This is a genomic window from Kocuria gwangalliensis, from assembly GCF_039544365.1.
Taxonomy (GTDB): domain Bacteria; phylum Actinomycetota; class Actinomycetes; order Actinomycetales; family Micrococcaceae; genus Kocuria; species Kocuria gwangalliensis.
Genome location: NZ_BAABLN010000001.1, coordinates 70,019 through 83,157, shown reverse-complemented (window position 1 = coordinate 83,157; position 13,139 = coordinate 70,019). Strand labels below are relative to the sequence as shown.

Sequence of the window (13,139 nt, the reverse complement as noted above, 5' to 3'; positions counted from 1 at the left end):
TCGGATCAGAAGTAGTAGGGGAACGCGGACCAGTCCGGGTCGCGCTTTTGCAGGAAGGCGTCCCGGCCCTCAACGGCCTCGTCGGTCATGTACCCCATGCGCGTGGCTTCGCCGGCGAAGACCTGCTGGCCGACCATGCCGTCGTCCGGGAGGTTGAATGCGTACTTGAGCATGCGCACGGCCTGCGGGGACTGGGCGGTGATCTTGCGAGCCCAGTCCAGCGCGGCTGACTCCAGGTCCGAGTGGGGGACCACCTTGTTGACGGCGCCCATGCGGAACATGTCCTCGGCAGAATATTCGTCGGCCAGGAAGAAGATTTCTCGAGCGAACTTCTGGCCCACCTGGCGGGCGAGCAACGCGGAACCGTAGCCGGCGTCGAAGGAGCCAACGGTCGCGTCCGTCTGCTTGAACTTGCCGTGCTCGGCGGACGCAATGGTCAGATCGCAGACCACGTGCAGCGAGTGACCACCGCCGGCCGCCCAGCCGGACACCGCCGCAATGATCACCTTGGGCATGGTGCGGATCAGGCGCTGAACTTCCAGGATGTGCAAGCGGCCCGCTCGCGCCGGGTCGATGGAGTCGGCCGTGTCACCCTCCGCGTAGTGGTAGCCGTCGCGGCCGCGAATGCGCTGATCGCCGCCGGAGCAGAACGCCCAGCCGCCGTCCTTGGCGGAGGGCCCGTTGCCCGTGAGGATCACCGCGCCCACGTCCGAGGACATCCGCGCGTGATCAAGCGTGCGGTACAACTCGTCCACCGTGCCGGGACGGAAGGCATTGCGGACCTCGGGGCGGTGAAACGCAATGCGCACCCACGGCACATCCCGGACCACGTCACCGCTCTCGTCGCGTTCGACGCCGCGGTGGTACGTGATGTCCTGCAGGTCCTCGAAGCCCTGCACCTGCCGCCACTGCTGGGGGTCGAAGATCTCGGATACCTGCTCGGGAAGCTGCGCGTTGGTCATGGGTATTACTTTAGGTGGAAGGGCGGACGGGCATACTGGCAACCATGGATGTCGTCCCCTTTGATCTGGACCGGATCGGCCGCGGCCTGCCCTTCGCGGAGTCCGTGCCCGCTCTGGAAACCGCGCTCCACCGGGGAGCAGCGGTGGTGCAGGCACCTCCGGGGACGGGCAAGACCACCGTGGTTCCGCCGGTGATTGCCAACGTTCTTGCCGACGCCGCTCCCACCTCCCAGCCCACCGGTCGCGTGGTCGTGGCGCAACCGCGCCGGGTCGCGGCCAGGGCGGCCGCCCGCCGACTGGCAGCACTGACGGGAACGCAACCGGGCGAGGTCGTCGGGTGGAGCGTGCGCGGTGAAAGCACCACGCAACCGAGCACGCGCATCGAGTTCGTGACCCCCGGGATCATGCTGCGGCGCCTGCTGAGGGACCCGGAACTGCCCGGTACGGCGGCGGTGGTTCTGGATGAGGTGCATGAGCGAGGCGTGGAGTCCGACCTGCTGGTGGGCATGCTCGCCGAACTGAGAGAACTGCGCGAGGACCTCACTGTTGTGGCGATGTCCGCGACCGTGGATGCCGCCCGCTTTGCCGAGTTACTGGGCGCAGATGACTCCGCACCGATCGTGGACTGCCCGTCCGCGCTGTATCCGCTGGACCTCGTATGGGCCCCGGGGCCGCAACGCCTGGACGATCGCGGGGTGACTCCCGCGTTCCTGTCGCACGTGGCCCGGACGGCCGCGGCGGCCCATGCGAAGGCTCTCAAAGCTCACGAAGGAACGGACGCGCTCGTGTTCGTGCCCGGCGCGCGCGAGGTCTCCCGTGTGGCAACCGAACTGCACAGGCTCACCCGCGCCGACATCCTGGAATTGCACGGTCAGCTCCCGCCACGGGAGCAGGACCGGGCGGTCGCGGGACGCACACCGGGGGATCCGCCGCGAATCGTGGTGACGACATCCCTTGCGGAATCGTCCCTGACGGTCAACGGCGTACGACTGGTGATCGATTCGGGCCTGGCCCGTCAACCGCGGCGCGATGCCGGGCGCGGGATCTCGGGGCTGGTGACGGTCTCGGCGTCCAAAGCATCGGCCGATCAGCGGGCCGGCCGCGCCGCACGTCAGGGGCCCGGCGCGGTGGTGCGGTGCTACGACGACGCCACGTGGGGTGCCATGCCCGCCCACACCGTTCCCGAGGTGCGCACCGCCGATCTCACGTTTGCCTGCCTGGCGCTCGCCGTGTGGGGCGCACCGGGCGGTGACGGGCTGTCCTTGCCGGATCCGTTGCCTTCGCGTGCCCGCGCCGATGCGGACGCGCAATTACGGCGCCTGGGTGCCATCGCTGAGGACGGTCGCGCCACCGACCTTGGTCGCGTACTGGTCGCTATGCCTGTGGAGCCCCGGTGGGGCAGGGCCCTGCTGGACGGCGCCGCTCTTATCGGACGGCGTGCCGCCGCGGAGGTCATCGCCGCCATCGCCGACGGCGCTCGCGTCCCCGCCGCAGACATTCCCGCCCTTGTGCGTCGGTTGCGTTCGGGCGGGGGAGCGAAGTCCGCACGGTGGGCGCGGGAGGTAGCACGGTTGGAACGAATCTCCGGGCAGCACGGTCCAGCTGTTGAACCCGGCATTGTGCACGCCAGTGCTGTGAACGGTGTTCTTGTGGAGGGCGGCACGCACGGCGAGGTCCCGCGGGATGCGCGGGAGGGCGCCGTCGTCGGGCTGGGGAAGCCCGAGTGGATCGCCAAGCGCGTGGACAATGCGGGGGAGCAGTGGCTGCTGGCATCGGGTACTCGCGCGGGGCTCGAGCCGGGGAGTTCCCTGCGCCACCACGAATGGCTTGCAGTTGCGGAGTTGAGTCGCGCCGCGGGAAGGGTGGCCGCTGGAACCGGTGCCGTGATTCGTGCGGCTGCGCCGTTGGACGAGCCCACGGCATTGCTCATTGCGGGTCCGTTGGCGAGTGAGCACACGCGTGGCGAATTCGTGAACGGAAAGGTCCGAGCTCGCCGCGTGCGAGCCGTCGGAGCGATCGACCTGTCCTCCACGCCGGTCGCCGCCGATCCCCACACCGCCTTGCCGGCCGTGCGCAGTGCACTGCACAGTCAGGGCCTGGAGCTGCTGCCCTGGGACGACGCCGCTCGCTCCCTGCGCGCTCGCCTGGCGCTCTTGCACCGGCACCTGGGAAATCCGTGGCCGGCCATGGATGATACGGCGCTGCTGGACCGGCTCGAGGAATGGCTGAGTGTTGAATTGCAAGACATTGCGCGGGGAGCGTCACTGCGTTCGGTCAAGGTGGCGGATGCCCTGCGTCGGCTGTTGCCATGGCCCGAAGCCAGCCGGCTGGAGGAGTTGGTGCCGCAGCGGTTGGCGGTGCCGAGCGGGAATACGGCGCGGATCGATTATCCGCAGGTCTACTCGCCGGAGGAACCTCAACAGCCTCCCGTGGTGGCCGTGAAACTCCAGGAGTGTTTTGGCTGGGCGGATACGCCGCGGTTGGTGGACGGACACGTGCCCGTGCAGTTCCATTTGTTGTCTCCCGCGCGCAGACCGTTGGCGATCACGGATGATCTGCAGTCGTTCTGGTCCGGCCCGTATCAGCAGGTCCGGTCCGAAATGCGAGGCCGCTACCCCAAACACCCTTGGCCTGAGGACCCGTGGAATGCGGTGGCCACGGCGCGGACCAAGAAGCGCAGCGGTGGGTGAGGAACGGACCGCCTGCCTGCAAACTGATCGACGCTACGACCGGCCTCCCGGGCCGAATGCAAACTGATCGACGCTACGACCCGGTACCTCGAGGATCTTGGCTTTACCGTCGGTCAGTTTGCAGCTGCCCGGAGAAGTGGGCTTCTACGTCGAGCAGAGTGCGGGCGGGCGCGACCTCACGGTCGCATCGTCAACGAGTCTGCAGTGCAAATGTTGTGCGCTGTGCTGCGCCCCGCAAAACCACCCAAGTTGAGTCTCGATGTGATCTTGGTTACGGTAGCCCTACCGCTTTTGCCCGGCGTGTCATCTCTCACGCGTAGGTCATCAACGCACCGAACTGGTGCCGCTTGTCCTGGGGCTCTCTACTGGCAGCTGACCCGCTCCGACCGCATTATCTCCCAGGTTGGTTCAGGTGTGCGGCTGACCCGCGCTTTCACCGCACAGCAGCTGCGGGAGCGCGTCCGTTCTTAGACACAGATCGAGAAGTGAATCATGTCCACCACCTTGTCAGAAACCATCGAAATGACCATCACGACCACTGAGCAGCCCAAGGTTGGTCCGGAGCTGGCCCGTTCGTGGCTGCTCGTCAACGGCGCGCAGCCCGCACGCTTCGATGCGGCAGCCAGCAGCGCAGCGGACGTTGTGGTCCTCGATGTCGAGGACTCAGTGGCTCCCGCGGACAAAATTGCAGCCCGCCAGCACGTGATCAAGTGGCTGTCCTCACGCAACGAGAACCACGAGCTCAACCACGGCTGGGTCCGCATCAACGGTTTTGGTACAGCCTGGTGGGAAGAAGATCTCCGCGCCCTGCGTGAAGCTCCCGGTTTGGAGGGCGTCATGCTGGCCATGACCGAATCCCCTGAACACGTGACCCGCACGGCGGAGCTGCTGCGGGGCACGCGCATCGTGGCCCTAGTGGAAACCGCCCGCGGCGTGCAGAACCTGCAGGACATTGCTACTGCGCGTTCCACGTACAGGTTGGCTTTCGGCATCGGCGATTACCGCCGTGACACCGGGTTCGGCGAGAGCCCCATGGTCCTGGCCTACACCCGTTCGCAGTTCACCATCGCGTCGCGTGCGGCCAATCTGCCGGGCCCGATCGACGGCCCCGCTGTGGGTGCATTGGGTGCCAAGCTCGCGGAGGCCACCGGTGTGACGTCCGAATTCGGGATGACCGGCAAGCTTTGTCTCATGCCCGAGCAGACCGCCACGGTCAACGAAGGTCTGTCCCCGAGCCTCAACGAGCTGTCCTGGGCCACGGACTTCCTGCAGGAGTTCGAGGCGGACGGCGGTCAGATCCGCAACGGCTCAGACCTGCCCCGCTTGGCCCGTGCGCGCAAGGTGCTGGGATTGGCCACATCGTTCGGCATGAGTATCCCGGAGGGCTACGACGTGCACTTCGAGGCGCCCACCGACACCTATCACTGCTAGTCACCAGGGGCACTTCGCTCACCGCTCATAACCCGGCGAGCACCCCAGTGAGCAACCCGGCGAGCACCACCGAATGCCTGTCGATCTGGTCACAGGCACTGTCCCCGGCACGGCGGATACGTCAGAATGGACTGTGGCAAGACCACATGAACCCACCGCATCCCACACACACTATGTGGGCATGCGGGACGTATCCGCCGTAACCGGGGAGTTTCCATGACCACCAGCACTGAAGCCACCGTCCGTCGAACCAAAATCGGCATTGTGGGAGCGGGGTCGGTGGGCACCTCACTGGCGTACGCGGGCATGATTCGCGGCACCGCCACGGACATCGCCCTCTACGACCTCAACACCGCCAGGGTGGAGGCGGAGGCGCTGGACCTGTCCCACGGCCAGCTGTTCGCCTCGGACACTCGTGTGGAGGGCTCCGATGACGTTGCCGTGCTCAAGGACTCTGACGTCATCCTGATCACCGCCGGTGCCAAGCAGAAACCGGGTCAGACGCGGCTGGACCTGGCCGGGGCCAACACCGAGATCCTCAAATCGCTCATGCCCCAGCTCATGGAGCACGCGCCTCACGCGATTTTCGTGCTCGTGACCAACCCGTGCGATGTGCTCACCGTGGTGGCCCAGCAGATCACGGGGCTCCCGCGTCGACAGATCCTCAGCTCCGGCACCGTGCTCGACACCTCTCGCCTGCGTTGGATGATCGCCAACGAGGCCCGGGTCAACACCACCAGCGTGCACGCGTACATCATTGGTGAGCACGGCGATTCCGAGTTCCCCGTGTGGTCCTCCGCCTCGATCGGTCAGGTTCCGCTGCGCGAGTGGGAGATCGACGGCCGTAAGCCGTTCACCGAGCAGCGCCTGGCCGAGATGACGGATCAGGTGGTCAACGCCGCGTACAAGGTGATCGCGGGCAAGGGTGCCACCAACTACGCGATCGGCCTGTCCGGCATCCGCATCGCGGAGGCGATCCTGCGTGACCTGCGCTCGGTACTGCCCGTCTCATCCATCCTGGAGGACTTCCACGGCATCAGTGGACTCGCCCTCTCCGTCCCGTCCATTGTGGGCCGCCGTGGAGTGGAGCAACCGCTCGCGATCCCCATGGGCGAGCACGAGGAACAGCAGCTGCGCGATTCCGCCCAGGCCATGCGCAAGGCCCTCGTTTCGCTCGGCTTCTGATCCCGCCCACCCGGCCACGGTGCGCGGGGGACGACGACGCCGCGAGCGCCGTCGTTGTCGAAAGCTCACGGTAGGACCCGTGTCACCGGCCGGGCGGGTCCTTGTCGTCACGGGGTGTGGTCACGCGGTTCATGAGATCGGCGAGGTAGCGCGCATCCGGGTGTCGCATGCGGGACAAGTGGCCCGCGGTGGTCGGAACCTCGTCCGCGGGCCTGTTCTGGCCGATTTTCGACTTGAACTCCACGGTCCGCGGGCGCAGCCGGAAACCCGCAATGGCGCTCAGGAGCCGTCCCATCGACTCCTCGGTGCTGTCGTCCATCCGCCACGGCCCGGAAGACCCGGCGGACGTCGTGGCATCAGGACCCACCTGGCGCGGGCGCACCCGCTCCTCATGATGGTCGATGAGCCTCCGCAGGTGATCCTCCAGCGCGGGCTGCTCCATCATGGTGGCTCGGCCGCGAATGTGGACGGGCTCGAAATCGTAGGTGGGCAATCCCGCACGGGTGTACCATTCCGGGCTGATGTACGAAGAGGGGCCGGGGAAGATCAACAACACCTCCCGACCCTCGGCAAGAACCGCGTGCAACGGATCCGCCCGGGGAACATGACCTTCGATGACAACTGACCCGTCGGGTTCTCGGACCGGCAGCATCGGCAGGTGGGCGGCCATCAGCTCGGAACCCACAATGATCCCCAGCGGGTAGTCGGCAATGACATCGGTGAAATCATGACCGGCTACGGGTTGGTAGAGCGGATTGATCAGCATGACTGCATTAACGCCGTGATCGGGATGCAATGCAAGGGTCCCGCTCACCGGGTGGTGATCGGGACCCTTGCATCATGGGCGGGGACGGCGCCCCGGCCATGGGTGGAACTCAGTTGCGGCCGGCGGCCACGTCTGATTCGACGCGCGATGAGGCGGCGGCTTCCGTGGGTGCCTGGTGGGGATCGTTGGCCAGGCGCACGGCCTGGTCGAACTCGGCCTCGATCTCCGGGTCACGCTTGTAGGTGGCCAGGGAACCGACAATCGCGGCCAGCATGCCCAGGAAGAAGCCGGGGATGATCTCGTAGAGATCGCTCCACGGGGTGTACTGCCAGACGAACACGGTCACGGCGCCCACGATCATCGCGGTGATCGCACCGGTGTTGGTGAGTTTGCGCCAGAAGAGACTCAGAATGACCACGGGGCCGAACGCGGAACCGAAGCCGGCCCACGCGAAGCCCACGAGTTCCAGGATGGTCGCATTCTGTTCCCACGCGAGAGCAGCGGCAATGATGGCCACCAGCAGCACGCCGGCGCGACCCATCCACACCTGGGCCTTGGGAGACGGGGTCTTCTTGGCGGCCAGGTTGTACAGGTCCTCCACCAGCGCGGAGGAGGACACGATCAGCTGCGAGGACACGGTGGACATGATTGCGGCCAGCACCGCTGCTAGCACCAGGCCGGCCAGGGCGGGGTGGAACAGGATCTGGGACAGGTCCAGGAACACGGCCTCGGGGTCGGTGGGATCCTGATCCGGGCGGTTACCGAAGTAGGCGATACCCACCAGGGCGGTGGAGATGGCGCCGATCACGGTGAGGATCATCCAGCTCACGCCAATGCGGCGGCCGGACTTGGCATCGGCCGGGCTGCGCAGGGCCATGAAACGCACAATGATGTGCGGCTGACCGAAGTAGCCGAGGCCCCAGGCCAACGCGGAGATGACGCCCACGGCGGTGCCGCCTGCCAGCAGGGACAGCGCGTCCGGCTGGGCGTTCTGGATACTGTTCACCATTTCGGCGGGGCCGCCCACCATGAACAGACCCACCACCGGAACCATCAGCAGAGCCAGCAGCATCAGCAGACCCTGGAAAAGGTCGGTGTAGGAAGCGCCCAGGAAGCCACCGAAGAAGGTGTAGAGCACGGTCACGCCCGCGATCAGCAACATGCCGAGCAGGTAGGAAGAACCGAACGAGGACATGAAGAACACGCCGCCGGCAACCATGCCGGAGGAGACGTAGAACGTGAAGAACACCAGGATGATCACACCGGACACCACGCGCAGCATGCGGGTGTTGCCCTTGAGGCGGTTGTCCAGGAAGGACGGGATGGTGATCGAGTTGTTGGAGACCTCGGTGTACGCGCGCAGCCGCGGCGCCACGAACTTCCAGTTCAACCACGCACCGATGGTCAGACCAATGGCGATCCAGGCTTCAACCATGCCCGTCAGGTACACGGCACCGGGCAGGCCCATGAGCAACCAGCCGGACATATCCGAAGCACCCGCGGACAGCGCAGCCACGCCGGGCTTGAGATTTCTTCCCCCCAACATGTAATCGTCGAGGTTCTTCGTCTTGCTGTTGGCCCACAGGCCAATCGCGATCATGCCTGAGAAATAAATCACAATCGCGATGAGTTGATACGCCTGGTCGGACATGGGTGTCCCTTCCGGTGCGAAAAATTTGGACGGCGTCCACTGTAGGGGACGCTATTTAGCTACCCAAAGCTGCTGAGTGTCATTGCTGACCCCGGGATGGGGTCAGGCCCGTTTCTCGGGCCATTGCGTGAAAGTGGCGGGGTCCGTGTTCCAAGCCCCGGGATTCCAGTCTCTCAGCAAGTCAGCGGTGGTATTCAGGGTGCGACTCACCCCCAGGGATTGACCGAGCCACAACAGTACGTCGCGCGTTGTGTAACCCAGAGCATGTAATTCATCAAGTGTTACAGCTCCGTCGCGTTTAGCCAACCGTGCACCGGTCGGTCCCAGTACCAGGGGGACATGAACGTACTCGGGTGCCCGGTAGCCCAGCAGCCCTGCCAGGTAGGCCTGCCGCGGTGCGGAGGGGAGCAGATCGTCCCCGCGCACCACCTGATCGATCCCCTGGTGGGCATCATCCACGACCACGGCCAGATTGTAGGCGGGGGTGCGGTCATTGCGCACCAACACCATGTCGTCCACGGCGCCCGTGTACTCGCCGGCGAAGTAGTCGTGCACGGAGAATTCATGCACGTCCGCGCGCAGGCGGATGGCCGGCGGTCGTTCTTGCCGACGCCGCTCGCGAGCCTGCTCGCTCAGATCCCTGCACGTCCCGGGATACGCCCCGGGAATGCCGTGCGGTGCCGATGCCGCCGCGTGGATCTCCTTGCGCGTGCAATAACACTCGTAGGTGAGCCCGGCGTCCGTGAGCCGCCGAACCTCGCCCAGGAACTGGGGAATCCGGGGTGCTTGGTAATCGACCGGGCCGTCCCAATCCAGGCCGAGTTCCGCCAAGTCCGCCACATTACGTTCCGCGGCACCCACCTTCACCCGGTCCAGGTCTTCCACCCGGAGGATGAACTTCCGCCCCGTGGCACGCGCAAAGCCCCACGCTGCCAGCGCGGTGCGCAGATTACCCAGGTGAAGATCCCCCGACGGGGACGGCGCGAACCGCCCGGCCGGCGGCAGGGCGGCGTCGTACCGGGGCGGCGAGGCGGGCTGGGAGGGGAACACGCCGGTCAGGCTAGCACCGCCGGACCTCAATCGTCGGGTTGATGTGGAGGGGGTCCCGGGCGGTTAGGCTGTCCGCATGGCACGCATCCACGAGCTGCGCGACGGCGTCTACGTGATCGGCACGGATAACTGGAGATTGAACTCCGGGCTCATCGTGGGATCTCAGCGTGCCCTGGTCATTGACACGGGCGCGGGTCCCCGGCAAGGCCGGGAGATCCTGGCGGCCGTCCGGGAGATCACGCACCTGCCCCTCACCGTGGTCAACACCCACGCGCATTACGACCATTACATGGGCAACGCGGCATTTCAGCGGGCCGGTGTCGTGGAGTTCTGGGCTCATAAGGCCTGCGGCGCAGCCATGCGGCAGCACGGTGACTACCAGCGCAGTTTCGTGGGCACCCAGGAACCCGAAATGGGTGACGGTGAGGGTCTGGACACCCAGCTCGTGTTCCCCACCAACACGGTGCCCGGCAACGGCCGCAGGCCATCGCTGACCCGTATCGAACTCGGTGACAAGCTCGTGACCTTGTTCTTCCTGGGGCTGGGTCACACCGACAACGACGTGTGCGTGGGTGTGGCGGACATCGTCTTCTGCGGTGACCTGGTCGAGGAAGGTACGGACCCCAGTTTCGAGGATTCGTACCCGCAACGCTGGGTGGAGACCCTGCGCGCGCTGGCCGCCCTGGAGCGGTACAAAGTATTCGTGCCCGGCCACGGCAGCCCGGTCTCCAACACGTTCGTGCTGCAGCAAGCCGACACCATGGCCCTTGCCGTGAAGCGCGCGGAACAATCCAGTACCGCATCAAACGGCACACTGACCGCCTCCATGTACCGGCTGCCGTATCAGGCCGGCGTGGCTCGGATCTTCCTGGACCGGTTGGCCGCCGTCAGGACAGAGACCGCAGCCAGCGAGCCACAGCCCGCCAACTCAGAGCAGATGCAGCCGCAATCCCAAGGTATCCGGCAATAACGGTTGCCCGGCCGGTCCCCGTGCCGGCCACCGCGGGCCAGGGCAGCAGGGCCACGGTCACCGTTAAGCCTGCCGCCAGGACCACCAGCGTGATCACCGTGCCCAGACGCGGGCGCACCGGTGCGGCGTAGCCATAACCAGGCCGGCCGTACTGCAACGAAGGGCCCTGCTGGTACCCCGGGTGCTGGTGCGGTTGGTACGGCTGCTCCCGGTATTGCTGCTGCCGGGGTGCTGCCGGCGGAATGAAGGCGCTCTCGCCCCGATCCTCCCGCTGCAGGAGATTCCCGCGACGGACGGCCATTTTCTCCCGCACCCGGCGGTACGCATCGGTGGGGCGGCCCCCGGGACGGGACAGTGCGCCGTCGGCGAGGCCGATCGTCAGGACCGCGAGCACACCCCAGGCGCCCACCACGAGGAGGGCGGCGGCGGCGTCGGACGGGCGGTGCCAGCCGTTCACGACGGTGAGCATGCCCGTCATGGCCGCCAGAACCCATCCCCAGGTGGCTGTCTTGGCGCGCAACTGCGGGGGAGCGACCAGCAGAAGGGCCACGAGAATCGTGGCCGTGGCTGTGGTGTGACCGGACGGGAACGAATTATGCACAATCTGCTGGATGCCGTAGTCGGGCTTGTCCAGGAGCACGCGTTTGAGGAACTGCGTGGTGAGATTCGCCCCCAGGATCATTCCCAGGCCGACAAGCGCGGGAATCCAGCGGCGCGTGCGCACCGTCCACACGAGAGCCAGAACGGCGGCGGCGATCGACACCAGCTCCGGCATGTGCTGGGCCGCAGCCACGAAGATCCACGGGAAGAAGTTGATGCGATCGGCCTTGGCCTGCGTCAACGCCTCGTCGTCCAGAGACTGACCCGTCATGGTCATGAGACTGATGTAGCTGGTCAGGGCCACGCAAGCGCTCAGCACCGCCACGGTGAGCAGCGGTTGGATCACGGACGACAGAGATTTTGAACGAGTGAGCGCGGGAGGGTATGACAACGGGCAGCCTATCGGGGGAAGTCAACGAATTGGGTCGGATCCTGGTGATCGACCATTGCATCATCTTCCCACGGGCGGCTTTGGTGGCGCTGAGAGAAGGCCCCGGCACGAGGTGCGTGCCGGGGCGCCGTCGAGCTTTCTCTGTCCTACCTACTTGCGCTTGCGGGTGAACGCCGAGATCCCGGTGATTTCGCGGCCCACGATGAGCGCCTGCATGGAATCGGTGCCCTCGTAGGTGGAGACCACCTCCATGTCCGTGAGGTGGCGGCCAATGTGGTTCTCCAGCAGAATGCCGTTGCCGGCGAGCATGTCGCGAGCGGTGCGGCACATGTCCAGGGCCTTGCGGGACGTGAACATCTTGACCATGGATGCCATGGCATCGGTGAGCTGATCGTTTTCCGCCAGGTGGGCCATGCGGGTGCACATGAGCTGCATGGCGGTGAGGTCCGACAGCATTGTGGCGAGTTTTTCTTGCACGAGCTGGAAGCTTCCGATGGGAGCACCGAACTGTTCGCGGTCCAGGGCGTAACGCGCGGCGATCTCGAAGGCCGCCATGCCGTGGCCCAGGGCCTCCCAGGACGCGCCTCCGCGGGTGGCTTTGAGAACCAGATTCACGTCCTTGAAGCTGTTGCAGTTGGGCAGGCGGTTCTCATCCGGGATCTTGAGGTTCTCGATCACGATGTCCGCCTGGTTGATGGCGCGCTTGGCGATCTTGCCCTTGATGACCTCGGGACGGTAGCCCTCGGGGTACTCACCGTTGTCCTGCTTCTCGACCACGAACGCCTTGACCTGGCCGTCGGCCTCGTCGCGGGCGTAGAGCACAATGACGTTCGCGGCGTGACCGTTACCGATCCAGCGCTTGTGGCCGTTAATGACCCACTGGTTGCCCTCCTTGCGGGCGGAGGTCTCCAGGGAGACGGAGTCGGAGCCGTGGTCCGGTTCGGTCAGGGCGAATGCTCCGGTCTTCTCCAACGTAGCCATGATGGGGAGCCAGCGGTTGCGCTGTTCCTCGTTGCCGAGCATGTAAACACTTCCCATGCACAGGTTTGAGTGCACGCCCAAGAACGTGTTGAACGAGCCATCGATGCGACCGAATTCGCGAGCCACAATGCCCGCGGTCTGACGTGAGAACCCGGGGCAGCCGTAGCCGGGAATGAAGGACCCGATGATGCCCAACTCCGGCAGCTTGGCGAACACCGGCTCAGGGTGCTCGGCGCGCTCCCAGTACTCATTGATGGTCGGCAGGATTTCCTTCTGGCCGAAGGCCCGCACCTTGTCCCGCAGCTCGATGTCTTCGGGGGAGAGGTCCTGGTCCAGGAGAAAGAAGTCGGGGTGATCGATGATGGCGGTCATGGTGGGCCTTTCGGTCTGAGGGAACACATGATGGTTGCCGCAACGGTGCGGCGGAGAAGGTCAGTTCCGTGGCGCAATCAGGGCCGCGCC

The 13,139-nt window shown here is 65.8% G+C and carries 10 protein-coding genes; 4 read left to right on the top strand and 6 right to left on the bottom strand.

What is annotated here, in order from left to right:
- Window positions 1-5: 5 nt before the first annotated feature.
- Window positions 6-962: a 1,4-dihydroxy-2-naphthoyl-CoA synthase gene (locus ABEA06_RS00340; RefSeq protein WP_345310196.1), complete on the bottom strand. Its 957-nt coding sequence runs from the start codon at window positions 960-962 to the stop codon at window positions 6-8.
- A 44-nt stretch (window positions 963-1,006) separates the two neighbouring features.
- Between ABEA06_RS00340 and hrpB the strand changes: the two genes are divergently transcribed.
- From hrpB to ABEA06_RS00325, 3 genes are all read left to right on the top strand, one after another.
- Window positions 1,007-3,652 carry an ATP-dependent helicase HrpB gene (hrpB, locus tag ABEA06_RS00335; protein WP_345310195.1) on the top strand — a complete coding sequence of 882 codons (2,646 nt, stop codon included), beginning with the start codon at window positions 1,007-1,009 and terminating at the stop codon, window positions 3,650-3,652.
- A 492-nt stretch (window positions 3,653-4,144) separates the two neighbouring features.
- Window positions 4,145-5,083 (top strand): HpcH/HpaI aldolase/citrate lyase family protein, encoded by a 939-nt coding sequence (locus ABEA06_RS00330; RefSeq protein ID WP_396415683.1) that lies wholly within the window; start codon window positions 4,145-4,147, stop codon window positions 5,081-5,083.
- 216 nt (window positions 5,084-5,299) lie between these two features.
- Window positions 5,300-6,268, top strand: coding sequence for an L-lactate dehydrogenase (locus ABEA06_RS00325; RefSeq protein WP_345310194.1), 969 nt, complete (start codon window positions 5,300-5,302; stop codon window positions 6,266-6,268).
- 82 nt (window positions 6,269-6,350) lie between these two features.
- On the opposite strand, the gene ABEA06_RS00320 is transcribed toward ABEA06_RS00325, so the two are convergent.
- The 3 genes from ABEA06_RS00320 to gluQRS form a co-directional block, all read right to left on the bottom strand.
- On the bottom strand, window positions 6,351-7,034 hold the full coding sequence (locus ABEA06_RS00320; protein WP_345310193.1) for an FMN-binding negative transcriptional regulator: 684 nt from the start codon (window positions 7,032-7,034) through the stop codon (window positions 6,351-6,353).
- A gap of 109 nt (window positions 7,035-7,143) precedes the next feature.
- Window positions 7,144-8,685 carry a sodium/proline symporter PutP gene (gene putP, locus ABEA06_RS00315; protein ID WP_303383052.1) on the bottom strand — a complete coding sequence of 514 codons (1,542 nt, stop codon included), beginning with the start codon at window positions 8,683-8,685 and terminating at the stop codon, window positions 7,144-7,146.
- Window positions 8,686-8,787: 102 nt separating this feature from the next.
- Window positions 8,788-9,735, bottom strand: coding sequence for a tRNA glutamyl-Q(34) synthetase GluQRS (gluQRS, locus tag ABEA06_RS00310; protein ID WP_303383051.1), 948 nt, complete (start codon window positions 9,733-9,735; stop codon window positions 8,788-8,790).
- A 76-nt stretch (window positions 9,736-9,811) separates the two neighbouring features.
- Between gluQRS and ABEA06_RS00305 the strand changes: the two genes are divergently transcribed.
- Window positions 9,812-10,705, top strand: coding sequence for an MBL fold metallo-hydrolase (locus ABEA06_RS00305; protein WP_303383050.1), 894 nt, complete (start codon window positions 9,812-9,814; stop codon window positions 10,703-10,705).
- On the opposite strand, the gene ABEA06_RS00300 is transcribed toward ABEA06_RS00305, so the two are convergent.
- On the bottom strand, window positions 10,623-11,651 hold the full coding sequence (locus ABEA06_RS00300) for a phosphatase PAP2 family protein (RefSeq protein ID WP_345310192.1): 1,029 nt from the start codon (window positions 11,649-11,651) through the stop codon (window positions 10,623-10,625). The genes ABEA06_RS00305 and ABEA06_RS00300 overlap by 83 nt on opposite strands.
- Before the next feature lie 195 nt (window positions 11,652-11,846).
- Window positions 11,847-13,049: an acyl-CoA dehydrogenase family protein gene (locus ABEA06_RS00295; RefSeq protein WP_345310191.1), complete on the bottom strand. Its 1,203-nt coding sequence runs from the start codon at window positions 13,047-13,049 to the stop codon at window positions 11,847-11,849.
- Window positions 13,050-13,139: the final 90 nt, after the last annotated feature.

Coding starts and splice junctions, on each gene's coding strand:
- ABEA06_RS00340 (WP_345310196.1), bottom strand. CDS start 962: ATGACCAACGCGCAGCTTCCCGAGCAGGTATCCGAGATCTTCGACCCC.
- hrpB (WP_345310195.1), top strand. CDS start 1,007: ATGGATGTCGTCCCCTTTGATCTGGACCGGATCGGCCGCGGCCTGCCC.
- ABEA06_RS00330 (WP_396415683.1), top strand. CDS start 4,145: ATGTCCACCACCTTGTCAGAAACCATCGAAATGACCATCACGACCACT.
- ABEA06_RS00325 (WP_345310194.1), top strand. CDS start 5,300: ATGACCACCAGCACTGAAGCCACCGTCCGTCGAACCAAAATCGGCATT.
- ABEA06_RS00320 (WP_345310193.1), bottom strand. CDS start 7,034: ATGCTGATCAATCCGCTCTACCAACCCGTAGCCGGTCATGATTTCACC.
- putP (WP_303383052.1), bottom strand. CDS start 8,685: ATGTCCGACCAGGCGTATCAACTCATCGCGATTGTGATTTATTTCTCA.
- ABEA06_RS00305 (WP_303383050.1), top strand. CDS start 9,812: ATGGCACGCATCCACGAGCTGCGCGACGGCGTCTACGTGATCGGCACG.
- ABEA06_RS00295 (WP_345310191.1), bottom strand. CDS start 13,049: ATGACCGCCATCATCGATCACCCCGACTTCTTTCTCCTGGACCAGGAC.